The 21878-nt window shown below is 47.6% G+C and carries 27 protein-coding genes; 1 reads left to right on the plus strand and 26 read right to left on the minus strand.

Features of this window, described 5'->3' with window-relative positions:
- The 21 genes from LKO28_RS02140 to LKO28_RS02240 all read right to left on the minus strand — a co-directional run bounded on the left by LKO28_RS02140 (position 1) and on the right by LKO28_RS02240 (position 17099).
- On the minus strand, positions 1-510 hold the full coding sequence (locus LKO28_RS02140) for a M23 family metallopeptidase (protein WP_227692902.1): 510 nt from the start codon (positions 508-510) through the stop codon (positions 1-3).
- A 45-nt stretch (positions 511-555) separates the two neighbouring features.
- Positions 556-2592, minus strand: a complete 2037-nt coding sequence (locus LKO28_RS02145) for a type IV secretory system conjugative DNA transfer family protein (protein WP_227692904.1) — start codon at positions 2590-2592, stop codon at positions 556-558.
- A gap of 83 nt (positions 2593-2675) precedes the next feature.
- Positions 2676-3524 (minus strand): conjugative transposon protein TraN, encoded by an 849-nt coding sequence (gene traN, locus LKO28_RS02150; protein WP_227692906.1) that lies wholly within the window; start codon positions 3522-3524, stop codon positions 2676-2678.
- A 22-nt stretch (positions 3525-3546) separates the two neighbouring features.
- Positions 3547-4707, minus strand: a complete 1161-nt coding sequence (gene traM, locus LKO28_RS02155; RefSeq protein WP_227692908.1) for a conjugative transposon protein TraM — start codon at positions 4705-4707, stop codon at positions 3547-3549.
- A gap of 12 nt (positions 4708-4719) precedes the next feature.
- Positions 4720-5160, minus strand: coding sequence for a hypothetical protein (locus LKO28_RS02160; protein ID WP_227692909.1), 441 nt, complete (start codon positions 5158-5160; stop codon positions 4720-4722).
- A complete protein-coding gene (traK, locus tag LKO28_RS02165; protein ID WP_227692915.1) occupies positions 5138-5758 on the minus strand; it encodes a conjugative transposon protein TraK in 621 nt (206 codons plus the stop codon). Before traK ends, LKO28_RS02160 begins: the two co-directional genes overlap by 23 nt.
- 21 nt (positions 5759-5779) lie before the next feature.
- Entirely contained in the window at positions 5780-6922 is a 1143-nt protein-coding gene (locus LKO28_RS02170) for a plasmid transfer protein (RefSeq protein WP_227692917.1), read from the minus strand.
- A gap of 19 nt (positions 6923-6941) precedes the next feature.
- The gene (locus tag LKO28_RS02175; RefSeq protein ID WP_227692918.1) at positions 6942-7730 is read right to left on the minus strand and encodes a hypothetical protein; all 789 of its coding nucleotides are present in this window, start codon (positions 7728-7730) and stop codon (positions 6942-6944) included.
- A gap of 2 nt (positions 7731-7732) precedes the next feature.
- The gene (locus tag LKO28_RS02180; RefSeq protein ID WP_227692920.1) at positions 7733-8407 is read right to left on the minus strand and encodes a hypothetical protein; all 675 of its coding nucleotides are present in this window, start codon (positions 8405-8407) and stop codon (positions 7733-7735) included.
- On the minus strand, positions 8404-9063 hold the full coding sequence (locus LKO28_RS02185) for a hypothetical protein (protein WP_227692927.1): 660 nt from the start codon (positions 9061-9063) through the stop codon (positions 8404-8406). Before LKO28_RS02185 ends, LKO28_RS02180 begins: the two co-directional genes overlap by 4 nt.
- Positions 9060-9722 carry a hypothetical protein gene (locus tag LKO28_RS02190; protein ID WP_227692929.1) on the minus strand — a complete coding sequence of 221 codons (663 nt, stop codon included), beginning with the start codon at positions 9720-9722 and terminating at the stop codon, positions 9060-9062. The genes LKO28_RS02185 and LKO28_RS02190 overlap by 4 nt, the downstream gene beginning before the upstream one ends.
- Complete coding sequence (locus tag LKO28_RS02195) at positions 9719-12208, minus strand: TraG family conjugative transposon ATPase (protein ID WP_227692931.1); 2490 nt, start codon at positions 12206-12208, stop codon at positions 9719-9721. The genes LKO28_RS02190 and LKO28_RS02195 overlap by 4 nt, the downstream gene beginning before the upstream one ends.
- On the minus strand, positions 12180-12491 hold the full coding sequence (locus tag LKO28_RS02200; RefSeq protein ID WP_227692933.1) for a DUF4133 domain-containing protein: 312 nt from the start codon (positions 12489-12491) through the stop codon (positions 12180-12182). The genes LKO28_RS02195 and LKO28_RS02200 overlap by 29 nt, the downstream gene beginning before the upstream one ends.
- Positions 12488-12796 (minus strand): DUF4134 domain-containing protein, encoded by a 309-nt coding sequence (locus LKO28_RS02205; protein WP_227692939.1) that lies wholly within the window; start codon positions 12794-12796, stop codon positions 12488-12490. The genes LKO28_RS02200 and LKO28_RS02205 overlap by 4 nt, the downstream gene beginning before the upstream one ends.
- Positions 12797-12837: 41 nt before the next feature.
- Positions 12838-13143, minus strand: coding sequence for a DUF4134 family protein (locus LKO28_RS02210; protein WP_227692940.1), 306 nt, complete (start codon positions 13141-13143; stop codon positions 12838-12840).
- A gap of 7 nt (positions 13144-13150) precedes the next feature.
- Positions 13151-13471 (minus strand): hypothetical protein, encoded by a 321-nt coding sequence (locus LKO28_RS02215; protein WP_227692942.1) that lies wholly within the window; start codon positions 13469-13471, stop codon positions 13151-13153.
- On the minus strand, positions 13468-13815 hold the full coding sequence (locus LKO28_RS02220; RefSeq protein WP_227692944.1) for a hypothetical protein: 348 nt from the start codon (positions 13813-13815) through the stop codon (positions 13468-13470). The genes LKO28_RS02215 and LKO28_RS02220 overlap by 4 nt, the downstream gene beginning before the upstream one ends.
- On the minus strand, positions 13812-14447 hold the full coding sequence (locus LKO28_RS02225) for a ParA family protein (protein ID WP_227692946.1): 636 nt from the start codon (positions 14445-14447) through the stop codon (positions 13812-13814). Before LKO28_RS02225 ends, LKO28_RS02220 begins: the two co-directional genes overlap by 4 nt.
- 38 nt (positions 14448-14485) lie before the next feature.
- Complete coding sequence (locus LKO28_RS02230; protein ID WP_227692948.1) at positions 14486-15646, minus strand: relaxase/mobilization nuclease domain-containing protein; 1161 nt, start codon at positions 15644-15646, stop codon at positions 14486-14488.
- Positions 15643-16053, minus strand: a complete 411-nt coding sequence (locus LKO28_RS02235; RefSeq protein ID WP_227692950.1) for a hypothetical protein — start codon at positions 16051-16053, stop codon at positions 15643-15645. The genes LKO28_RS02230 and LKO28_RS02235 overlap by 4 nt, the downstream gene beginning before the upstream one ends.
- Positions 16050-17099, minus strand: a complete 1050-nt coding sequence (locus LKO28_RS02240; protein WP_227692952.1) for a DNA cytosine methyltransferase — start codon at positions 17097-17099, stop codon at positions 16050-16052. Before LKO28_RS02240 ends, LKO28_RS02235 begins: the two co-directional genes overlap by 4 nt.
- On the opposite strand from LKO28_RS02240, the gene LKO28_RS02245 reads away from it, so the two are divergent.
- Entirely contained in the window at positions 17098-17523 is a 426-nt protein-coding gene (locus tag LKO28_RS02245; protein ID WP_227692953.1) for a hypothetical protein, read from the plus strand. The two genes, LKO28_RS02240 and LKO28_RS02245, sit on opposite strands and share 2 nt — an antisense overlap.
- Before the next feature lie 222 nt (positions 17524-17745).
- On the opposite strand, the gene LKO28_RS02250 is transcribed toward LKO28_RS02245, so the two are convergent.
- From LKO28_RS02250 to LKO28_RS02270, 5 genes are all read right to left on the minus strand, one after another.
- Positions 17746-18699: a toprim domain-containing protein gene (locus LKO28_RS02250; protein WP_227692955.1), complete on the minus strand. Its 954-nt coding sequence runs from the start codon at positions 18697-18699 to the stop codon at positions 17746-17748.
- A 17-nt stretch (positions 18700-18716) separates the two neighbouring features.
- On the minus strand, positions 18717-19559 hold the full coding sequence (locus LKO28_RS02255; RefSeq protein ID WP_227692957.1) for a hypothetical protein: 843 nt from the start codon (positions 19557-19559) through the stop codon (positions 18717-18719).
- 31 nt (positions 19560-19590) lie between these two features.
- Complete coding sequence (locus LKO28_RS02260; RefSeq protein WP_227692960.1) at positions 19591-19866, minus strand: hypothetical protein; 276 nt, start codon at positions 19864-19866, stop codon at positions 19591-19593.
- Between the two features lie 109 nt (positions 19867-19975).
- Positions 19976-20269 carry a hypothetical protein gene (locus LKO28_RS02265; RefSeq protein WP_227692961.1) on the minus strand — a complete coding sequence of 98 codons (294 nt, stop codon included), beginning with the start codon at positions 20267-20269 and terminating at the stop codon, positions 19976-19978.
- Between the two features lie 613 nt (positions 20270-20882).
- On the minus strand, positions 20883-21761 hold the full coding sequence (locus LKO28_RS02270) for an RteC domain-containing protein (RefSeq protein ID WP_227692963.1): 879 nt from the start codon (positions 21759-21761) through the stop codon (positions 20883-20885).
- Positions 21762-21878: the final 117 nt, after the last annotated feature.

Below are 21878 nucleotides of genomic sequence, written 5' to 3' on the forward strand. Positions count from 1 at the left end.
TTATTCCATGTTTAAGGATTGGTCTAATTGTTCTCTTAACCTGCGTAGGAATTTCAAGGGGTCAAGGAATTTACCGTTGAATTTCACCGAAAAATGCAGGTGTTCTCCTGTCACCCTGCCCGTGCTTCCGGTGATAGCGATAGGTTGCCCCGCTATTACCGTATCACCCGATGAAACGAGTATATGGGAAAGGTGTCCGTAAATGGTTTCTACTTCGCCGTGTACTATTCGTATGTACTTGCCGAGTGCTTTATGTCTTCCTGTTGCTTTGACATAACCATTAAGCACGTTAAATACAGGATCGGAACGGGCGGCAAAGTCAACACCGCTGTGGTGTGAAGCCTTACCGCTGATCGGGTGGATACGGTATCCGAATGGCGATGTGACCTTTAGCTTGTCTAATGGTGGACTGTAATCTATGTCTTGTCCACAAAGCATAAAGGGAACAAGCACCAACCAACCGAAAAAAAATCTAATCCGCAGATATGCAGAACGTCGAGTGTTGTTCATAATGTTGTGATTTGTAGGAGTTAACTCCCTTAAAAAGTCGATTGACTATTTTCTTTTGTTGTATTCCGTCGTCTCGGTTGGTACGGGAATTTGAACATTGTCTTGGACAGGAATAAACTGTTCAACTATTTCCTCAACTTCTCTGTTGATGCGGAAAAAATTGTCCAATAGGATTTCTTCTTTTCGATCACCGAAGTCATAATAGGTCGGTAGTTCCCGATAATTCGCTTCTTCTTTTTTGATGGCTTCCATGTCCAGATTGACACGGCAATTAACCGCCGAAGTCTGGTATTTGCCCGTATAGGTGTCTACCGTATCACGGGCAAGGATGCCAACAATTTCACCAGCTTTTAGCGATGCTATCTTTCCGGCAGGAATCAACGGTTCGAGTTTTTCATTCAAGGATAGCGAGGTTCTCGTACGGTCTATACTTAGACTTTCCCCCGTCTGTTTGACTTTACCAAACAGGCGCTCCAACCACTCCAAAGTTTCTTTGCTCCTGACCGAACCGGACAGTACATTGCCCATGATGGACGTGATGACCTCCGCTGTTTCCTTGCCGTATTGTTGGCGTAACATAGGCAACTCCTGAAGCCCCAAAACGACCCCAGAAAAATTGGATCTGCTCTGTGCCACCAATAGGTCAACACGGTGAATATAAAGGCTTGGGGCCTCATCCACCACTAAACCGATAGGTAAATTGCCTTTCGTATTGATAAGTTTCGTAACCCGATTAAGTACCACCGACAGGCAAGCGGAGTTAATGCTCTGGGTACGGGGGTCATTGGCGAGCACCAAAACACCGGGGTGCTTGGGGTTACTGACTTGAAGCTCAAAATCATCCGCACCGAAAACCCAAAACGTTTCTTTGGTGGCCATTCGGCTGATAAAGATTTTGAGCGTTCCAACCTGCCCCTCCAACTGGTCGAATGCCTTTGCTTTGTAGGCGGACATGAATGGCGATAAAAGGGAACTAAGCTCTCCGTTGCTGAACAGCACCGTAAAAATCTGTTCATACGACAGGTTAAGAAAGGCAAGCACATGGGGCAGGCTGGAATAACGCCCATCTTTATACCTGCTGAAAAAGAAGATACAGGCGGCAAGGAAATTGATGGCGGACTGCGTAAAAAATTGGTCACTACCACCGCTTTTGTCTCCTTTTTTCAAGGCTTCAACAAGTGCTTCGGCTGTTTCCGAAGCATCGGCAAGCGTATTGAGATAAACCCTTTTCAAAGGGTTTACCCGTCTGCTCTTTGCGGGATCGTTGAGATTGATAACATGGAAACGGTAATCCCTGCAACGACCGTTCTGCTTGGCAAGCAGATAATGGTAATAGGCTATCTTACCAAGATCAGGGTATTTCAGATCATAAAGTGCTAACGTGAAAGAATTGGCCAACATTTGGCGGATGATTGGCGCAATGACCCCAAACGATTTTCCACTTCCCGGAACTCCGCACAGAATTAGGCCCCTAAAAATGTTTTCGATGGATAGAAAACCTTTGCGGACTTTCCCTTTATAATAGAACAGTGTCGGGATGTTGATCGAGTACGGATTTATCACAGGTTTAGTTGGTTGCATAAAGGATTCTTCTTCGACGTTCCAGCGATCCTTACCCAGATTGGAGCTGATAATCTTAGACACATTGTCCATTGCCACGTGTACCAAAATGGCTCCGGCAAAAGCACTCGTGACATAAGCGAGGTCATACCAATTAACTTGTCCCCATATAGGCGCGGCTTCACGCCCTTGCAACCATAAGCCTGAAAAAAGGATAAGCATCCCCAATGCCAAAGGATATACGATCTGGGTTTTAGGATTGAGGTCTTTTTTCTTTCGGCTCAATGTTCCGACGGAGACCAGACAGATCAACACAAGTGTAAAGAGCTTGCTGTTTATCAATTCGTCATAGAATGGCACTCTCGAAAGTCTTTCCGCAAACAGTAGCCAACTGTTAGGGGCTGTTCCCGTCAAGAAAAACCTGTCTACATAGAAAAACAAAAAGACTTCAAGGACAACGGACAGGTATATGCCAAATTGCAGGGAACGGTAAAGCCCCTGTTGCTCTTTGGTTTCTTCCATAATAATTGATTTTCAAAGGCTGGAAGTCTGCCATACGGCGGTCTTCCATAAGTATCTGTTATTAGAGGTTAGATAAAGCCGACCTAAAAGGTGTCGGCTTTCAATATATCTCCGTACTTTATCTTTAGGTTTATTGTACGGCCTGAAATCTGTTTTTCGGTAAGCGTTACCCGGAGTACCTTACTTCCGGGAAAAGTTGCCTTTTTCAGCACGAACACGTTACGGTGTCTTTTCTTAAATTCGGCAAGGGGCTGGTATTGCCATAGGGGTTTGATTTCAACGGTCTGCACGTTAGTTGCTTTGGTGATCTTCTTATCTTCAATGAAAAATCGGAGTTCGTCTACATTGTAAGAAAGGTTTGATGTATTGGTAAACGATACGTCAAGAAAGATATAATCGCCCAATGTGCTGATACCATTAAGCGCAATGCCTACACCGTAATCCCTTATGCTTCGTATCGGACGGTGAATGTTTTTTGTAAGCAGACCAAGTGCAAGGTTTTTCATCTGGCTACGGCTCAACCCGATCTCCGAAATTTCCAAAGGACGGGTGTACTCCGGTTTGATTTCGAGCATGGCCGGAATACTCGCATCGTTCATCCACAATGGGGCCGTCAGACGGTATTGTGCCACGAAGTTATCGCCGACAATGGTAACTGTTCCAAGCTCGTAATCGAGGTGTTCGGTTTGCGTGGTATCCTCGTGCAATTTGAGACGTAGTACATTTTCAAGGGGTAGGTCACCGGATACATGGTGCGAAGCGATGTCAACGTATTGGATGGGTTCGGGTGAAAGGATATGCACCGTATGTCCGCGGTGCAAAGTAAGTTCGGGAAGTGCTCCTAACCGGGTTTCCGTAGCTTGTTGACTATGGGCGGAATATCCGATACAGCACAAAAGGAAAAGGATTAGAAAATGATGTTTCTTTTTCATGGTGAAATCTTAAATGGTTTTACTATTTATAATTCTGTTGGCTTTGGCGGAGTGCCTGCGGATCGATGAGGTACACCATCGTATTGTATTTCAGTTTGGCCCTGTTCTTCCGAATATGTTTTGATACGGCAGTCGTTGTGGATTGGAACATCCGTTGAATGGCACTCATGACCAACTGACTATTGTTCTCGGCCTGTTGTTGCAGGGTAATTCCCTGTGTGGTGTTACCGCCGAGCTCCCGGCTAAACTCCCTAAATGCCGAAGCGGGCACGTACAGTCCGGGGGAGCCGTCATTATCATAGACTTCCAGTCGGACGGGCAATATATTGTTCCCCTGCATGATGGAAGTAATCGTAAGCAGCACCCGTTGCCCCGAAAAACCCGAAATTTTTGCAAAGACGTGCGTGCCTTTCTTGACCACGTGCGGGCCGACCAATAGGTCATCCATTAACCGTATTCGCAAGCGGGAATCGGCATAACCTGTTATGTTTTCGTCGATAATGGCTTGTATGAAAGTGTTGTCACTTTCAGAGCGAATGGTGTTGAACGTTCCTTGACCTGTACCGTATTTGGAAACAGACAAGCGGGGCTGATTTTCGATTTCTCTTTTTGCTTCTTCCATGCGTTCACGTTCCATGCGGGCTGCCTGTTCGTCGGGATCGTTCGCTCTTGCCATACTGTCCGCATAAGCCATCTGCCTACGGAAAAGTTCCATTGGATCAGTTTTATCCGGCGTCTCTCTGATTGGTTCGGGTTTTCGCTGTAATGACGAAAGGGCCTGTTGCAAGCTCCTGTCCCCGTCGTCGTTTCCCGAATCTCCATTAGTGGAAACAGGTCGCCCGTTTTTGAGCGCCCGTTCGATGGAATCAAGTCTTCGCTTTTCTTCTTCGTTGTACAGTTCATCAAAACGGAATTGTTCGGCTCTTTCTTCCTGTAACTGGCCTATTGCCGTATAGCCGTCACCACGGCGGTACTGCTCACGATAGGCGGCAAGTTTGTCGGATAGCGCACGGTTCTTGACGTCCTCCGATACATCGGCAATCTGCCCCTGCAAGGGATCGCCCTCTTGCTGGGGAGCTTCATCCTTTGCAAAACCTGTCCGATAGACATAGAAGAACAGGCATAGAAAGGGCAACACTATGAGGGGTAGCACATAGCGCGGTTGTCTGAAATTAATCTTCATATTTGGATTGTATTAAGGTGAATTGTGGTGTTTGTTTGCTTCGGCCAATCTCTTTTCAAGGATCTGCATCCTGTCGATGGCACGCTCCATTAGCAGGCTGTCGGAGCTGTCCAAGTTTTCTTTTTCCATCAGACTGTCGAGGATGGTACGGATTTCCAGCAGTTCCTTTAGAGCTGAAACGGTCGTGACAATACCGCCCATTCCGTCCATTAAAGGTTGTTGTACGGAAAGCTGTACGGTGTCTTTTTGCGGTATTTCTTTTGGGAGAAAAAGAAAGCATCCAACGGAAATGAGGATGCTTACCACCATTGCAAAAAATACCGTGCGTGGTCGGGCTTCAAGGAACCGTTTGGAACGTGCGATGCTTCCATCGATATACTTGCCAAACTCCCTGTAAAAAGCTGTCCACACCGTTGTGTCGGGCGGGCGGTTAGAAGTTATTTTTTTGAACATAGCTGATGTCTTTGTTTTCGAGCGTTTTCCATCGGGTTATCAATATACCGTGACCATTGTTCTCTGTACGCACATCAAGGTCTCGCAAATAGCCCTCCGTGACCAATGTGCGTATCACCGTCGAGCTACGCCGATCTATGGTCTGTTTACCATAGTAGCGGAAATACTTTTTCACCGGATCGACATGGATGGAATCGGTCTGGATGGTGAGCACGGAGCTGGACGATAGCACGGAATTGAAAAATCCCTTTTCCCGCAGGTTGTTGTACTGCAATGCACCGGATTCATCGATCAGGTACATGGCTTTTCGCATCTGGTATTCGATGAATTTATCGTCCGGTGCGAGCGTAAAAAATAGTGAATGGAAAAGGTTGATATGTGTACGGTACTCGATGGGTCTGTTTACTTCAACATCGGTTTGACTTGCGGACATGGGAACGTTGTTAGCGTCAAGTATATACACGGATTTACGTGCATTGCCTACCTGTTTGTAGGCAAAAAAAGATACTGTCATCACCATGAGCATGGCGGCAATCAGACTTGCCCCAGCAATAAAGGTAGCAAGCCTGATCTTGGCTTCAATATTTTTTATTATCATAGAATGAAGTGTTTAAAGGGGTTAAAACTTGGCGATCAGCTTTCTTGCGGTACGGCCCATATTGGATGCTCCACGCCCCATTGTGCTTGCGGCCGAAGTGATACCACTTGTCGATACGATCCATGTGCTGATACTCGGCACGGTTAACATGGTCAATCCTCCGATCAGAAACGTCACGATGACGATGCCAAAACTTAAAAGTCCGTTGCCCGCAAACCAGCCCATTTTCTCCATCGTGTCGCCCGTGCTGTCAAGGAGTTGCTGATACCGGGTAATCTCGGCTTCCATCGCATACTGTTGAAACAAGCTCGCTATGTGCATGACGAGATAGGCAATCCCCGAATACAGGTTTACGCTGATAAACCGGGCTATCCATGTACCAAAGGAATCCCTAAAGGCGGGCAAGATACTTACGGCGACGGAAAAGGGTCCCAATATGATTAAGACGGTCGAATAGATGATCTGGATAATGAATATAATGTAAACGCAGATACGCAGTATCCAAACCGCCAACGTTTCCAATGTATAGGTCATCAATAGCTGAAAACCTACCTGCATCCTGTTCCTGATCTGGGTAACCGTATTCCATACGGTCGAAAACCCCTCCTTTACGGTCGATGTAACCGCATCCCAAGCCTGTCCGTACCACGTATCCGCTTCTTTTTCGGCAACCTCGGTTTCGGCCTGTATCGTGGTCAGCTGATCGGCAACGTCCACCATGAGTTTTGCCCGTTGCAGACGCAGGTTGTTTACTTCAATCTGTCCGCTGTCAAACAGGCTTTCCGTCTTGGCTGCAACGATGTCGGTAGGATACGCAAGTACGCGGGTAAATGTTCCCCACCAGATGATGACCATCACCAGCCCGAACGGGCGTAATAATGGCATGATCTCCATTTTCTTGTCGCCCGCCATCATTTCGTAGGATTTGATGGCAAAGAATATGAGCATGAAAATGGCGGCAAGTGCCTGTGCATCGGTTATGAACGTGTCGAAGTGCGTCCATATCGTGTTTTTCATGCCTTTGAGGAAGTGCATTACACCCTCCTCATAGACACCGTTCCCTTGCAAAAAGTTGAACGTGTCTTTAAAAGAGTCCGGCACATTTACAGGATTTCCCTGCAATAAAAAACGGGGCATTAGCCCCGTCATGTTTATAAAGTCCATATCGTGATTTTCTTTTTCGTTATTTGGTTCTTTTTAGAATGTCCTCTGCAATCTGTACATCGGAACGATCCGTTGCAAACTCCGGCAGATCGGGGTTATCACTTTGCAGGCGGTTACGGTTCTTGGCCAATAAAAGGAATTTTGCGGCATAGTTCTTTTTTGCTTCCCATGCGGACAGTAGTTTCCGGTGTTCCCCAAGCAAACGGTGGTAGGCCATGATACGGCTACCACGGTCAAGCGTGGTCGTTCGGGCAGCTCCCAACCGTTCTTTCAATTCCGCACGTTCTTCGTTGTACCATTCCAATAGACCTTTGTTCCTCAAATAATCACCGACGTCCGGTGAAAGTCCGTCAAGCGGATCGGTGTCCGTATCATCGATCAGATTTCCAAATTCCCTGCGGTAATAAAGTAACCATAAGGGGTCGGCATCTGTGACCAGACCGGAATAATTAAGGGCTTCGGTGACCGCTACATTTCGGATGGTGTCCGCGTGTTTTTTATACGCTTCGTCTGTCTGTTGCATGGCCAGTACCATACCCATACGCAGGGTTTGCGGGCCTGCACCGCTCAACGGACGGCGGTCGGTCTTGGGGTAATTGGGATGCCACGCCCAGGTGAGCCAATATTGATAGTTTAGACCGAGAAAACCACTTGTCGGTGTAAACTTCTTTCGATCCCATTGCTTATGAACCATGCGCTCCTGTTGATGCACGATATGTTTGTCGGTCTGTCGCTTTACGTTCTGTGCCATCGTTCCGGTGATGGAAAACAGGTACAGCAGTAAGCCGGTGATAAGTATTCTTTTCATGTTCAGTCCTTGATTAGATAATAGTTTCGTATGATCTCGTCCGCTTTGCGTTTGTCCATGTTGATGAAATTGCGGTAAGGGTTTGCCATTTTCAGTACACCGTTGATTTTCGCCCAATACATTGATCTTTCCATACTGAATACCAATGCCCGTATAACTTTTAGTTCCAAAATGATTTTCCGCATGAGGTGATCTCTTTTTTCGTAGTCCATCAATACGTTTTTTCCCTCTTGGAGAACAAAATCGGAGACTTCGGCAGCAAGGTTTATTCCCCTGTCTTTGAGCTGTCGGGCAACGTCTTCGGCAAAGAGCAGTAACCAAGGTTCTCCTTTGGCGGTTTCCAGCATTTTTGTGCTGTGCGTGGCAATGTCCTGAACGAGCCTTGAAATATGGAGCGCGGAGCGACCGGACTTCAAAGCCCGATCCACTTCGGTAAGTGATCGGTGGATCATGTTTTGGACCAGCACCACGGAAGAAAGGTTAACATTGATGTCATCGATCCGTCCTCGGATATTACCCAGCATATTGTTATGGGTCTGTTCAGAAGCCAATCTGATCGCACCGTTCTCGTTTACGATGGCAAGATGTTTGGCATCATAGATAATGGTTACATAGCTTTGTCCAAAGGCAAGTGTCGAAAAGCATATAAACAGCATGGATATAAGTTGTTTCTTCATGGCTTAAATTCCTCCAATTGCCTTAGAATATTATCGACTATACGATTGTCCTCATTGATGTAACCCGCAAACGGATTTAGTGAATCAAGTAGCTTTTTGCGTGTTGAATAGTACATAGTAACCGCAAGCCCCCGTGATGCTCCGGCTAACGCCCGAAGCTCCTGCAGGACGTGTCCGTAGAGTATTCTCCTATCACTTGCTTTCATCTGGTTGAGGTCGCCGATACTGATAAAAAGTCCGGTGAGGTAGCGTGCCAATTGCACGGCTTTTTCTGCCATATCCTTTTCTGCATCGATGGCGAGCAATAGAAATTCGGGATGTGCGGAAACGATGCCTATAATCCTCTTTTGTTGGTTTATGATCTCGGTTACGATTGGCGCGGATTCCAGACCCATGCTAAGCCCCTGTAATGCCGTTCCCAAAACTTGAAAACGGCTGTGCAGTTCTCGGTAACGGGTTTTGAGTTTTGCCGTTTCTTCTTTGTTTACTTCCTCGTTAGCCGTGGTTATCGCCTGTCGGTTCCGTGCGGTGATTTGGCGGTCGTATTCGTCTTTACTGTGTGCTACCAATTGGTGGAGCAGTTCCACGTTGAGCTGCGCGTTTGCTTTGGTCAAGGCGATGACCAAAAGCAATAGGGTTAGGATTACGTATCTCATCGTTTGAGCAGTCTTGAATTACGGATAATGTCGTCGGCAATCTGTTTGTCGATATTGATAAAACCAGCGTATGGGTTGAGGGAGTTAAGAATACCGCGTTGTTTCGCCCAATACATACTTCTGTGCATCCCAAAGGCTACGCCCCGCAGGATGGTCAATTCTGTACGTATGCGGTTGAGCAATTTGGCCCTTTCTCCCGCATCCATCAGGTTATCTTTTCCACCTTTCAGTACAAAGGCGCTGACCTCGGCAGATAGGTTGGTCGCCCGTGTCTTAAATTCCCGTGCGCCCGCTTCGGCAAATAACAGCAGTACCGGATTTCCCCTTGCGATGTTCATTGCCTTTTCCACGTCGTTAACGATGTCAAGGGAAATATTGGCAATGTCCTTTACGGTGAGCAGGGAGCGGACAACACCCGATACCTCACTCAATCCCTTGTAAATTTTATCCTGCAAATCGTTCACGATAAGGAGCTGGCCGGTGACGGCCAGCTGTCCACGTTGGATTAGTGTTAGGTTGTTGTTCACGCTATTGAGCTGGCTGTTCATTACTCCGGCATGGACGCCCGTCGCGGCTGCCACAGCGGGGTCGATGTAAATCTGTCCTCTTGCGTAAAAAACAGCAAAGGATAGGATCGTTATTGCAATAAATCGTTTCATGTAAAATCAGGTTTAAAATATTCCCTTTGTGTTTCAACGGGCGCGTTGTTCTCGTTCACCCTTTGCACAAAATCGCCCAATGCAAGACCGCTCTTTTCCATGTCGGACACGAACGCCGTTAGGGCCTTTGGGTAGCTGCCGTAATGTTTGGCGTAAATCTCCACGGCACTTTTTTCGGGCTTTTCGGTCGTGAAAGCCAAGTGGTGGTAAATGCTGACCTCCACACCGTACACTTCGCCCGTATTTCCCCGACGGATATAGAACTCGTTGAAACGGGCACGTCCGTCCTTGTTGTCCAGACGGTTGATCGTGAAAATCTTTTTTTGCTCCGCTTCGTTGATGGAGAGCAGTTCGGCGACCTTTCTAAAATCGGCTTCGTTCTGTTGCAGCAGGATGATGGTGTCCGAATTGTTTATGATGCTGTCCTTGATGATGGGGTTGCCGATGATGTCGTTGATCTCCTGTGTCACCTCGATGATTTCCCCCCAAAACTTCCGTACGGTCTTGTTTAGGTATAAAAGGAAATTCGCCATCATGGGCGACGAAATGGCCCGCCATGCTTCTTCCAAGATCAGCGTTTTTCGGCGGTTCTTCCGGTGGCGCATCTTCTGCACGAACAGATCCATGATTATCAATGTCACGATTGGCAGCAACGTCTTGTTATTCTGTATATTGTCAATTTCATAGACTATGAATTGCTCGTTGAACAGGGATTGGTCGGCTTCCTCGTTCAATATGGCTTCATATTCACCCCCTCGATAAAACTTCTTTAGCACGAACCGAAATTCCTCCACGTCAAAAGCAATGCTTTCTTCATTCCTTATATCGGGGATTTTCCGAACGGCAAATTCATAAAAGGAATTAAAGTCCAGTTTGTCTATTCGGTCTTCGATGGCCTTATCGAAATGATGGGCATAATAGGCTGAAATGACATTGGAAATTACGTCTCGCTCCACGGTGGTCACCGTACCCTCGGAACCTTTCCAGAGCAGGCAGATCAGCGTTATCAAGAAATCCTTTTTCTCGATGTTGTATTCTTCCTCGTTGATCGCAAAGGGGTTCATCGTGATCGGCTTTTCTTCCGAATAGGTGATGTACTTGCCCCCATAGGTACTGCAAAGACCGGAATAGGAATGCCCCACGTCCACGATCACCACGTCCATGTTGTATTGCAGGTACTGTTGGACGATCGTATTTATGGCATAACTTTTACCCGTGCCTGATGCTCCTAACACGAAGCGATTGCGATTTTTTATACGGCCTGTCCTCATAACGAGGTCCGATGGGTCAATCGCCACGGGCACCCCTTGACGGTCGGTGAACCTTAGCAGAAATTCCGACGGCTCGTCGGTAGGCAGCCGTTCCTTGAAAAAGAAACAAAGGGCGGCATCGGCGGTCGTCAGGAACCAGTCGTACTTTTTCAGTTCCACGCCGTTGCCCGGTAGGGCACAACGGAACAGCTCCAATTGGTTGTAGCTATTCCGCGAGGGAATGATCCCCTGTTGGAAAAGTGCGGCTTCAATGAAATTGGCCGTCTTATCGATTCTGTCCGTATCGGCACATACGATCATAGAATAATGAGCGTGTACCAACAATTGGTTATCACGGGCCACGTCCACCAGCAAACGGTCAATGTCTTCCACGCACATGAGGTTCGCCGGATCGGGTACGCTCGAATGCCTTTTACGCTTTACTTCAAGTTTGCCGAGCGTGATCTGTTGGCTGGGTATCTCCAATAGCTGGTTATAGATAATGGTGCGATAACCGGGAACATGGTGCAGGAAAAACAGGTTGTCCACCGGAAAGTCTCGCATACCGTGTGTTTCGGTCCGGGCGGTGAACGATCCGACCTTTTCGGGCAGGTCAACCGAATCGGTGTTGACCATACTGATACAGCGAACGGCCCGGTCACCGATCTGCAACTCTCGATCTCCGCAACGGAGATTATCCAACGTGATGTGGGGCTGCTCAAATTCTACTGCGAGCACCCTGTTTACAAAACGGTTTATTTCCGCTTCCGTAAGGTATGCGGGGTTAAGTGCGGCACCGGAAAGCAGGTCATAGACTTTGGCCATGTTCTGCCCGAACGTGGCCAATACTTTTTTGTCATAGGTATAGAACGCCCCTTTTTTGACCTGACGGGTCACGGTCAGATAAGTTCTGATCTCGGTATATTCCCGACCCTTGAAATGTTCCTGGTATTTCTGTTCCAAAAACTCGGAAGCGGGTTTAGCGCGGTATTTCCGTTTGATGAATACATCGTGTTTTTGGATGATATGCCCCTCGCCGAGTATCTTGATGACATTCAGCAGTACCTGTTGGAAAGCGGTATAGGCTTCGGGATCGGCACCATATTGTAAGACGGGATTGGTCAGTCGCATAACGACTGAAAAATCACCACGGTCGCCGTACAGTATGGACATTCCTTGATAATGGTCAATACCCACATAGGGCATTTCAAAGGCTGTCTTTCTCTCTTTTTTCATAGCTGATCAATAAATGGACGGGATGGATAAATGCGCCTCGGTGGTGGGTTTTGTCATAGAGACCCTTACCCTGTTTCATGAATGTGTAGGCAAGTCCTGCACCCATCAGGGCAAGGGTAGCGAAGCCGCCTAGGAACAGGTTGGTCAATGCGCCGATAAGTCCACCGATGGCCAGACCACCGATAAGGGAGCCTATGCCCCAATAGATAAACTTGCCCTTGAAACCGCGGTAAATAAGGGGCTTTTGCAGCCCCTTATAAATTGGATAACGCTGTTGTGTCATACGCCGAAAAACGCTTTGATGACCACCGACACGAGTACCAAGAACAGGCAGGAACCGCCCCACGACATCAACTCTTTATTGATGTCCTGATCTCCGCTGTTCCACTTGATGTAAACCCGTATTCCCCCGATCAAGCCAACGACCGCGCCAATGGCGAGAATTAACGTCGAGATCGGGTCTACGTAGCTGGTAAGCGAAGATGTGGCAGCATCGATACCCACGGTACCGCCCTGTGCGAATGTTGATTGGACCGCTGACAATGAAAGCGCGGCCATTGCAAACAGTTTTTTAGTGTTTACTGTCATAGAGATAATGGATAAAAAGTGAATGAAAAATGGTTGGGCTATTAGTTCACGCCGAACAAGGCTTTTAATGCGGCACCGACGAGCGACAGGAACAGGCAGGAAAAGAACCACCCCATGACCTGCGCATCGATGTGGTGCTTGCCGGACTGCCAATTGCTGTACACCCGCAATCCACCGAGCAGTCCACATACGGCACCGATGACAAGGGCAAGATCGGAGAAGCTGAAATAAAAACGGTTAACTTCTCCGCTGACCTTATAAAACTCGTCAAGGCCGGGCTGGGCGGCGGCGTACAGGGCAAAAAAAATGACAGTAAGGAATACTGTCAAAAAACGGATTGGTCGCATAATGGATTTAATAAGGGATGGCTTTGCTGTACTCGACCACATCGTTTTGCATGAGCGATACGAGTTGCTTTAGGTTTATGGCTCCCGTGGATTGCAGGGGGCCGGACGAGATAACGGCTTTTCCCTCTTTTGCCGTGGGTTCATGTTCTTTTTGGGTTGGCTTGGGAACGACCTTTTCGGGCGGGGAATCTTCATCAAATGTCAGTTCATTTCCTCCATCGGCCGTCTGTGGAGCGCGGCGATGGATAAACAGGTCATACAGTACGTTTAGGGCATAGTAGATGCCATAGATGGCAATAACGCCGAGCAGGAATTGTATCCAGTTCATAGATCAAGGGTTTTAATGTGTTCTTTGATGTATCGGGTGAGTTCGGGATGGGTTTTTAGGAACAGGTGCAGGCTGTAAGATATGATCTTGTTCATGTCGATACCTTTGGTAACTTTCAGTTGTTTGAGCAGGAAAAGGGTCTTGTCGTCCAGACGGATCAGCAACCTTTCCCGTCCGGTCAGTTCATGGTTTAGGATATTTTCAAACAGGCGTTCCAGCGTTTCCGTTTTTTCCTTTGGCGTGTCCTTTGTTTGCCCTGCCGGGGGGATTTCTTTTGCCTGTGGCGGTTTCCCTTTCCGCATGGAATCCCGAAGCTCGTCGGCAAGGCTTTTTATTCCGCTCATAATGGTTCCTCCTTAGCAATGTACTGTTCATAGATCAGGTCTAAGAGTGGCAGGATAACGGGATATAATATGATCGGTGTCTGGAACGTATTTACCCGTTGGAAGTCTATGCGATCCGGTAGGCCGGGTGCGACCGTACCGAAACCACGAAGTACCTTTTCGACTTCCGTCCGTGTTTCGTATTTGACGGTGTTCTTGATCCGGTTCGGTACAAAAATGAGGGGAGCTCTCTTGTTGATCTTGCCGATGACCATTGCAAACAGCAATGTGGAATCCACGGAAAATTCGTCAAAGGCAAACGGACAGATTACCGCATCGGCGGCGGCAAATATGGGGATCAGTCCGTCGTCATCCATCTTGCCGGGCAGGTCTATCAGTACGATTTCATTCCGTGATTTCCCTAACTTCCGTTGCATTGCCGGAAAATGGCTGAGGTCGGCAGGTACGATTTCGTACAGCGGTTCATTTTCCAGAATCTTTGCTTTCTCCGCTTTGGCGGAAAGTGATTGCTGATAGTCCATATCGAGCACCGTAACCCGCCGTTCTTGTTGTTGGGTCAGGTAGTTGGCGAGTAGCAGGGTGAGCGTGCTTTTCCCTGCTCCGCCCTTTTGGTTTCCTATTAATATAAGCATAGTGCATTGGGTTTAATGGTATTGTTGATTAAAGGGTGTCAACGGGTATTCGTCCGTGCCTTGCGCTTACGCCTCCGGTTGCGCCCGTGGATCGCCTCGTCGTCGATGTCATCGGAAATGTCGATTTGGATATTTGGCACCCATTGTTCCGATGTTCCCTGTACATGATCGGTATAGGTGGCGGTTTCTTCGTATAGCGGTTTCCGTTCTTTTTCGGTTGGTTCTGTTCTGTCCTCTTTGGCCGATATGTCGGGTGTGTCTTGCGATGGTGCGATAAATTCTGCCAACGGCATGAGGTCTTTGCCTTTGTAGATCATTTTTCTCGAATGGTCAATGACGGTATAACCGTATGGCGGTTTTCCGTCCTTACCGTGGAAAATGATCTGTACACCGAATTTGTCCGATAGCATCTGCGCCATTGCCGACGTATAGCCGGATGGTGCGGACGGCCTATTACCGGGAAGTGGGGCCGGAACATGGATGACCACCGGATCGTACTGGCTACGGTACTTGGCAAAGACTGCCCGGAGCTGTGCCAACCGATCAATGTCTTTGTCAAAAGTTCCGATTTTGGCGTCCACTTGTTCCAAAGAGACCGTGCCTTGTCTTTTGCCGTAACGGCTGATCTGATATACCCCATCGGACAATTTGAGGGAATACCCCCGTGCTTCAAGGAGCATCATAAATTGGGCACGTGTGGAGAAACCATAGCTCAATGCTTTTTCGATATTCTTGTCAATCTCCTGTTTTTCGTCCACGCCGACTATACGGTTCAATACCTCGTAGGCACGGATTTTCTCAAAACTGTCGTTTATCTTTTTGCCGTCTCGGTCTACCCGTGTGGAAACGATATGGATATGGTTGTTCGATGTATCCTTATGGAATACTAAGAGGTAAGGTTGTTCGCGGTAACCCATACCGTTCAACCATTGTTCGGCAATGGCTGTAAGTTCTTGCTTGCTATGCGACCGCCCTTTGCAGGAAATGACGGCGTGGAGCTGTGGGTATTTCGTCCGTTTACTGGCTGCGGATTGGGCTTCCAGATAATTGACGTAATCCTTTGGGCGGAGATTTTGCAGGGCCTGCAAGGCACCGAAATTTGCCACTTTCATCAGTTCGCCCTTGTCCTTGTCCACTTTATTCGTATTGTAACGCACCCCCTTGAACGTGGCGGACGGTTTCAATATCTTGACGATCATGCCTGCCCCCTTATAAGTCTAATGAGCCGCCGGATGGACTGTTCCAACTTCCGTTGCAACCGGATGTATTCGGTAAGCAATGGGGCAAGGTCACGGATCAGGGTGGAGTGCAGCATTCCCTGTTGTTGCAGGGTATTGGCGTGCTTCGCCAATTGGTTGATGTTGTTGCCCGAACGCCCAATCTGTGTGCCGATACCGTCCAAGAGTTTCATGATTTCGGTGGTATTGACCAGCATTTTTTTGGAGTGTTGGAGTACCCGGATACGAACGATGTCCGCACGGCTTAGGCCAAGTGCTTTTTCAAGTTCAAGAAACTGCGCCCGTTCCGCTTCGCTCAACCGGAGTTCAAAGCGTCGGGTACGCTGTTCATGGGCCACGGTTTTTAGGTTTCCTTTTTTGTTCTTCATGGTGCTTTATGGTTCAAGGTGACAGATTGTATTGCCCTAAAAATTTCAAGGGCAACCTGTGGAACGATGGCATTGCCGTATGCTTTTATGCTTTCGGCGCGCCACGTAGGAAAGGTAATTCCGTCCAGTCTTTCGGAAATCCCATCATCTCGGCCACAAAACGGGGGTTCACTTGGCCATCCCGTCCATAGGGGAATGTCGTTCCATCGATCTGCTCCGCTGTCGGCAGTACTTTCAGCAAACGCTTCTGTATTTCGTTCGGCATCCTCTCGGCTATTTCCTCGGTCGGTGTCCAAAGGGAGATCAGAGCATGGTACACCAGAAAATCCGTCAGGGACACCTGACCGCCATTGCCCCTTTCGTTTTTTCTGTCCTTTAGCCGTCGCCTGTCCTGCGCCTGTTCCTTCGTTGTTTTTATATTGCTTATCTCGGTGGCGGTCGGCGTGGGCAACAAACCAAACCCGATCCCGTTGGTGTGGAGCGCCAACGGCAGCAGCCGGAATACACAACACGATTGGCGTGCCGTCTTCAAGTGTGGGAAGTACATATCCTGCTGACCCGATTTCTGAAATGATGTTTCCGATAACCCGTCGTTGTAGTCGGATGATGGTGCTTGTTGCAGGTTGTTCACCGTCCTGACAAAAAAGCTCAACCGCTTTGATCTCCATTTCAGATAAACTACCGGGTTCGAGAATGGTGAACAGGCCAGTAACGTTTTCAAGAACGATCCACTCCGGCCGTGCTTCCTTAATAATTCGGACAGTCTCCGGGAAGAGGTAACGGTCATCTTCCGCGCCCTTTCTCCGTCCGGCCTGACTGAACGGCTGGCAGGGAAACCCGCCGCTGATGATGTCGATGTGTCCTCGAAAGTGAGCTGCCTGAAAATCGTAGATGTCTTCATAGTGTGATGTATTTGGCCAGTAATGTTTGAGGACGGTTCGGCAGAACGGGTCTTTCTCGCACGAGAAAACGTTCTGCCATCCCATCCATGAGGCGGCGATGTCAAACCCGCCGATGCCACTGAATAGGCTACCGTGTCTTAACATGGTGATGATTTTAATGGTTTATGGATGTTCGTCGCCCTGCGGCGGTTATGGTGCGCTTTGCAGGAGAAAAAGGGAGTTGCGACCTTTTTCCTACCTCGTAACAGACCCGCTCCACCGGAGCCGGGCTGTTTCGGGGCAAGTTGGTTTTTGTGGGTACGGCCGAGGTACGAGTGCTGTACGTACAAAAACACAACTTGCACAATACGAAACAAAAAAGTGGGGTTATACCGCAAAGGGCAAAAAAGTGGGTTTGGGCGTGTTTTTGGTACATAGTTTCGGGGATGGCCGATTGATAGCCCAAGTTTCGATCGGTCATATATCCATACATACAGCTATCGGTATGTACGTCTGTTCGGATAGCTGTATATCTGTATGGGTAACTATTTGGATTGCTATATATGTGGATATGTGGCTATATGGATAAACTAATATGTATCTATACATATATCCGTATGGCTACCTATTTGGATGTGTATATATCGGGATATATGAATATCTGTATGTACCGCTATCTGCATAGCTGTCTATCGAAATATCGGGATATATGAATATCCGTATAACTGTATATATGGTTATCCGATTATCGTTATATACCTATATACAGTTATCCATATATCGGAATAACTGATTTCGCCCCCTCCGAAAGTCAACGTCTGGGGCCTGCCCGTTGGTGCTGTATTTCATGCTCGTTCATGGCTGCCCTTAGCATATCGTTGTAATCCTTGTACGCCTCATAAACACCGGAACGGTCTTTGGCCTGTGGCACGGCTTCGATCAGCCTTTGTGTACAGTTCCGGCCGGGATCGTCGTTGTCGAAATAGACGTCCACGGTGGGTATGCCCTTGACCCGCTCGATGGCATTCTTCAATTGGACAATGGAGTTTAGGACAATGGCGGTAGGTGCAGGATCGGGGCGGTTTACTTTGAGCCAACTTAGGTAGTCCATATAGCCCTCAAAGAGAACGGCATGGCTTGGATTGCCGGGTACCACGGATATTCCCTTTTTGCCGATACTGCTCTTGAAACCTTTGGCATTGGTAAACTCCCAATTGCCTTGATCGTTCTTCCAGCCGATGGCATAGAAGATGTTTTTATTTTCGTTGTCAAGACGGTTTCTGTAATAGATTTCTTGCAGGTGTCCATGTGCAACGTCCAATATCCCACGTTCTTCGAGGTATTTGGTCAGGACAAAGTTTCTGCCGATAGGCTGTGTTCGGACAAGTTCAAAAGTATAGCCTTTTTGTTCTTGTTCCGAAGTGGATTTGACAGGTTTGTAGGCCGGTATCATGGAGACCTGCATATCGCAGGTTTCCTTTATCTTGCCCAGTACCTCGACAAAGGAAAGCTGGGGCCAATAGGCAAGGCCGAGCTGTACGATACTACCGCCCTGTATGCCCGTCGAGTTCGGGCCACCTCGGTCGATCCATTTTCCACCCTCATCCCAAACGGTCAGCGATGGGGTGTCTTGCTTGGTTTCCCGTAGCATACTGTGGTAAAAGAGTTCTTTGCCCGATTTGCGTACAGGATGGTGACCGAGCCGAGCCAGAAAGTCCGAAATTGGGATTTCTCGCAGATCGTCCACGTTTACATATTTTGACATAAGCAGGGATTGGATTATTAAAGGGGTATTACTTCTGTGTGCGGTAGTTTGTCCTTGAACATTTCGGCAAGCGATTGGTAATCGCCTCCTGTCTCATCGGTGTACAGTAGCACTCTTTGAAAATGATACGCACGTTTCAGCGATGCGGATATGAAATCGGGATGGTTCAATATCAGTACCGATGCGTAGTGCAGATATTTGTCGCTCCGCCTTTTCAGATAGTCCACATATTCGGGGAATATGGTAAGCGCGGTTTCACTTGCCGAAATAAAGGTCATCCCTCTTGGGCCGATACAGCCTGTATAATTTTGGGCGCGTACTTCCCAACCTCCGTTTTCGTTCTGCCAACCAGCGGCGCAGAAGTCTTTGCGGTTGCCCTTTTGGTCAATTACATAATAATAGGCTTCTTGGATGTTCAGATCGGCGAGTTCCCAAAGGCCGCTTTCCATCAGAAAATCGGTAATCTCATTATTGTAGCCCAATGGGCGGGTACGGTCGATCTGATAATGGGGTATCTTGGTCGCTTTGCGCTTCCGCAGGGGTCTATCTTTTTTAGCTGATTGGCGTTGTATGCTCCGAAGTTTTTCTTCGATCTGTTCGGTGGATAGATCGGGCCAATAGGTACGGGCAAAGTCCATGAGGTTGCCACCTTTGCCAAGTAGACCAAGTGAGCTGTCAAACCAAGTGTTCAATCGGTTATTGACCGTTAAGACTATTTTGTTGTTGGTTCGATTTCCGAATACACTTGCGTACTGATGTTCATCGTTATTGGTCAATACAGGTTCATGCCCCAATGCTTTGAGCAGGGTAACGATGGTCAACGGCTCATCGTGTGGTGTGTTGCTTTTGTAAGATGTCATAAGAAATGTTTTTGATGTGGTGGATAGGTTTTTACAGGTAGCGCATAGCTTCACGGGATTTGCTCACGGCTTCGATCTCCATGCGGTCGATGCGCCAAGCGGCGGAATGGTTGCCGTCCTTGCGCGGGGTAATCAGCCCCAGACCGATCCAATGCTCCACGTTCTTTCGTCCGTACCGCTTGAATGCTTCTGATTTTTTGAGGTATGGCCGGATGTGTCCGGTTTTGGACAGGGCCAGTTTTGCCCCCATTTCGGCGGCATAAGAAAGCAATGTCTGCAATTGCATCGGTGTCAATAGTATGTTCATGGCTTCTTGGGGTTTGATGGTTTACTGATAAAGGGAGTTTGGAGTTACTCCATTGGAACCGACAACAGGTAACGAGCCTGTAATGATCCGCTCTTGTCGGCTGGTCGGTCTATCTGTCCGTTACGGGCAGGTAGGTAATTCGGTTGCTTGAACCCGAAACGGTTTCAAGTTCCGATCTGTCAAGGAAAGTCTGGGAGCCGCCATCTGTATGAGTGGAGATCAGCCCCTCCCGCAACCATCTGTCAACATTGCTTCGACCGTAAAGGCGGTAGGCTGTGGCTTTGGTCAGTTTATCGGGAATAGGTTGTTCTTTTTTTATGGCATTATCAGTCCCCTCTTGGACTGCATTTTTTAACAGTGTCGCCAGTTCCTTGCTCGAAAGGTTGTTTGTCCGTGTTGGCATAATTTTATGGTACTGGTTTCTGAATGGCCGTTTGTAAAATAAGAGGGGGCATTTTGCCCCCTCCGTATATTATATTTTTTGGTCAATGAATGTCTTTCATTTTGCTGTAAAGTCAATAACGTATCGCTACGGAGCGGACCGCTCTATATACTTCGATCGGGAATACTCACGTGGGTACCTACATACCCGCCGAAACCGGCTGCCTATGGTTCATCGCACGGCACTCCCTGCATACACGTATGCTGGGATTATACTGTCCGACTGCACAATAATTTCCGGTTCTTCACCAGAAATGCTTCTTCCCCTAATGTCAAAGAACGTGTCCTTATTTGGGTCAAAATTGGCGAGTGGGCAGACGGAGCTTTCCCAATATGGGAGCATTGGTATCGATTTTTTTCGGTGGGATTTTTTGTGTTTTGTAAGGGGATTTTAGGTAGGTAATTGGGGTTGGGATGGGAGATTATCTATGAATTGGGGTATAAATAGTGTATTTTTTTCGCTATATGGATTTTATGGCGTTTTCGGGAATGGTATGGGTCAAACCCTTTAACAAGATGGGTATATTGGTAAGGTTATTTTTTTCTTTGGACATAATGGATATTCGGTTGATCGCTCAATTTTTTGGGCGTCTTTTTTGAGGTTTGTATTTCAAGGATTCTTCGATATGTCCATGAATGGCACCGCGCATCTCATCGAGATATTTGGTGTGACTAATGGTCTTGCGACGGGTTATATCGACAAACATACGGTAAGCCTGTGCCAAATCTTCGTTAAAACTTTCTTCCAACCATGTGATTATATCCGAAATATCGGACTTTCCTCCATTGACACGTCGCGTAAAATAGATACCGTAGGCAAATTCCACCAGCTCCATTTTGGTACCCGACCACCATCGTTTTCGGCCTTGCATTATTTCCCTCATGAATACATTATCGGGTTCTTGGTATAATAGCCGAATTCGCCCTATTAAAAAGTCTCGGAGCATCTCGTATGCTCGGAACACACCGAAAAGATGATCGAGATCGGTAGAAAATTCGGGGTCGTCGGGCAGGAGCTCCCGCCCTGGGGGGAATAACGATCTGTTACGGCGAAGAAAAAATTGTTTGTCTTTGCTGTATTCGTCCGTAACATAGTATTGATAATGAAAAGCATGCAAACGAAATAAGCGGTTCACTACGCCGATTTCTTCCATATAATAATCCCTTACCATCTGGTCGGTACCGACGGGAACCGAGGACAGGATCTTGTGCAACTCCACGACATAGGTTTGCCATGCGCAGAAACGGGGTTTGGCATATTTGAAAAAACTGATTTCGTCCGTTTCATCCTCGAATGGGTGGCGTCTTATGCGCTCTCTCAATTCGTTGATCGTGTCGGCGATACAGGAAAGCGATTCATTAAGGTTCTTTACCGATTCTCTAATCGACCCATTGATATATCCCAATTGCCCCAGCATGCCGGAATAAAGTTTTTCGATTGATGCCTGTTCCATAACCGCAAAGTCTATAATTCCACATCGTGCTATCCATCTAAAAGTTTATATGGTAGTACCAAAGTATGGTGAAACAAAGGCGGTTGCAAGGACGGATTATCCGTTCCTTTTTCGTTC

Origin of the sequence: Sphingobacterium sp. FBM7-1 (assembly GCF_020687765.1) — a bacterium.
In the GTDB taxonomy this organism is placed as follows: domain Bacteria; phylum Bacteroidota; class Bacteroidia; order Sphingobacteriales; family Sphingobacteriaceae; genus Sphingobacterium.

What these genes read in the sequence shown, in the direction of transcription:
- LKO28_RS02140 (WP_227692902.1), bottom strand. Translation starts at nt 510, where the DNA reads ATGAACAACACTCGACGTTCTGCATATCTGCGGATTAGATTTTTTTTC.
- LKO28_RS02145 (WP_227692904.1), bottom strand. Translation starts at nt 2,592, where the DNA reads ATGGAAGAAACCAAAGAGCAACAGGGGCTTTACCGTTCCCTGCAATTT.
- traN (WP_227692906.1), bottom strand. Translation starts at nt 3,524, where the DNA reads ATGAAAAAGAAACATCATTTTCTAATCCTTTTCCTTTTGTGCTGTATC.
- traM (WP_227692908.1), bottom strand. Translation starts at nt 4,707, where the DNA reads ATGAAGATTAATTTCAGACAACCGCGCTATGTGCTACCCCTCATAGTG.
- LKO28_RS02160 (WP_227692909.1), bottom strand. Translation starts at nt 5,160, where the DNA reads ATGTTCAAAAAAATAACTTCTAACCGCCCGCCCGACACAACGGTGTGG.
- traK (WP_227692915.1), bottom strand. Translation starts at nt 5,758, where the DNA reads ATGATAATAAAAAATATTGAAGCCAAGATCAGGCTTGCTACCTTTATT.
- LKO28_RS02170 (WP_227692917.1), bottom strand. Translation starts at nt 6,922, where the DNA reads ATGGACTTTATAAACATGACGGGGCTAATGCCCCGTTTTTTATTGCAG.
- LKO28_RS02175 (WP_227692918.1), bottom strand. Translation starts at nt 7,730, where the DNA reads ATGAAAAGAATACTTATCACCGGCTTACTGCTGTACCTGTTTTCCATC.
- LKO28_RS02180 (WP_227692920.1), bottom strand. Translation starts at nt 8,407, where the DNA reads ATGAAGAAACAACTTATATCCATGCTGTTTATATGCTTTTCGACACTT.
- LKO28_RS02185 (WP_227692927.1), bottom strand. Translation starts at nt 9,063, where the DNA reads ATGAGATACGTAATCCTAACCCTATTGCTTTTGGTCATCGCCTTGACC.
- LKO28_RS02190 (WP_227692929.1), bottom strand. Translation starts at nt 9,722, where the DNA reads ATGAAACGATTTATTGCAATAACGATCCTATCCTTTGCTGTTTTTTAC.
- LKO28_RS02195 (WP_227692931.1), bottom strand. Translation starts at nt 12,208, where the DNA reads ATGAAAAAAGAGAGAAAGACAGCCTTTGAAATGCCCTATGTGGGTATT.
- LKO28_RS02200 (WP_227692933.1), bottom strand. Translation starts at nt 12,491, where the DNA reads ATGACACAACAGCGTTATCCAATTTATAAGGGGCTGCAAAAGCCCCTT.
- LKO28_RS02205 (WP_227692939.1), bottom strand. Translation starts at nt 12,796, where the DNA reads ATGACAGTAAACACTAAAAAACTGTTTGCAATGGCCGCGCTTTCATTG.
- LKO28_RS02210 (WP_227692940.1), bottom strand. Translation starts at nt 13,143, where the DNA reads ATGCGACCAATCCGTTTTTTGACAGTATTCCTTACTGTCATTTTTTTT.
- LKO28_RS02215 (WP_227692942.1), bottom strand. Translation starts at nt 13,471, where the DNA reads ATGAACTGGATACAATTCCTGCTCGGCGTTATTGCCATCTATGGCATC.
- LKO28_RS02220 (WP_227692944.1), bottom strand. Translation starts at nt 13,815, where the DNA reads ATGAGCGGAATAAAAAGCCTTGCCGACGAGCTTCGGGATTCCATGCGG.
- LKO28_RS02225 (WP_227692946.1), bottom strand. Translation starts at nt 14,447, where the DNA reads ATGCTTATATTAATAGGAAACCAAAAGGGCGGAGCAGGGAAAAGCACG.
- LKO28_RS02230 (WP_227692948.1), bottom strand. Translation starts at nt 15,646, where the DNA reads ATGATCGTCAAGATATTGAAACCGTCCGCCACGTTCAAGGGGGTGCGT.
- LKO28_RS02235 (WP_227692950.1), bottom strand. Translation starts at nt 16,053, where the DNA reads ATGAAGAACAAAAAAGGAAACCTAAAAACCGTGGCCCATGAACAGCGT.
- LKO28_RS02245 (WP_227692953.1), top strand. Translation starts at nt 17,098, where the DNA reads ATGGTGATGATTTTAATGGTTTATGGATGTTCGTCGCCCTGCGGCGGT.
- LKO28_RS02240 (WP_227692952.1), bottom strand. Translation starts at nt 17,099, where the DNA reads ATGTTAAGACACGGTAGCCTATTCAGTGGCATCGGCGGGTTTGACATC.
- LKO28_RS02250 (WP_227692955.1), bottom strand. Translation starts at nt 18,699, where the DNA reads ATGTCAAAATATGTAAACGTGGACGATCTGCGAGAAATCCCAATTTCG.
- LKO28_RS02255 (WP_227692957.1), bottom strand. Translation starts at nt 19,559, where the DNA reads ATGACATCTTACAAAAGCAACACACCACACGATGAGCCGTTGACCATC.
- LKO28_RS02260 (WP_227692960.1), bottom strand. Translation starts at nt 19,866, where the DNA reads ATGAACATACTATTGACACCGATGCAATTGCAGACATTGCTTTCTTAT.
- LKO28_RS02265 (WP_227692961.1), bottom strand. Translation starts at nt 20,269, where the DNA reads ATGCCAACACGGACAAACAACCTTTCGAGCAAGGAACTGGCGACACTG.
- LKO28_RS02270 (WP_227692963.1), bottom strand. Translation starts at nt 21,761, where the DNA reads ATGGAACAGGCATCAATCGAAAAACTTTATTCCGGCATGCTGGGGCAA.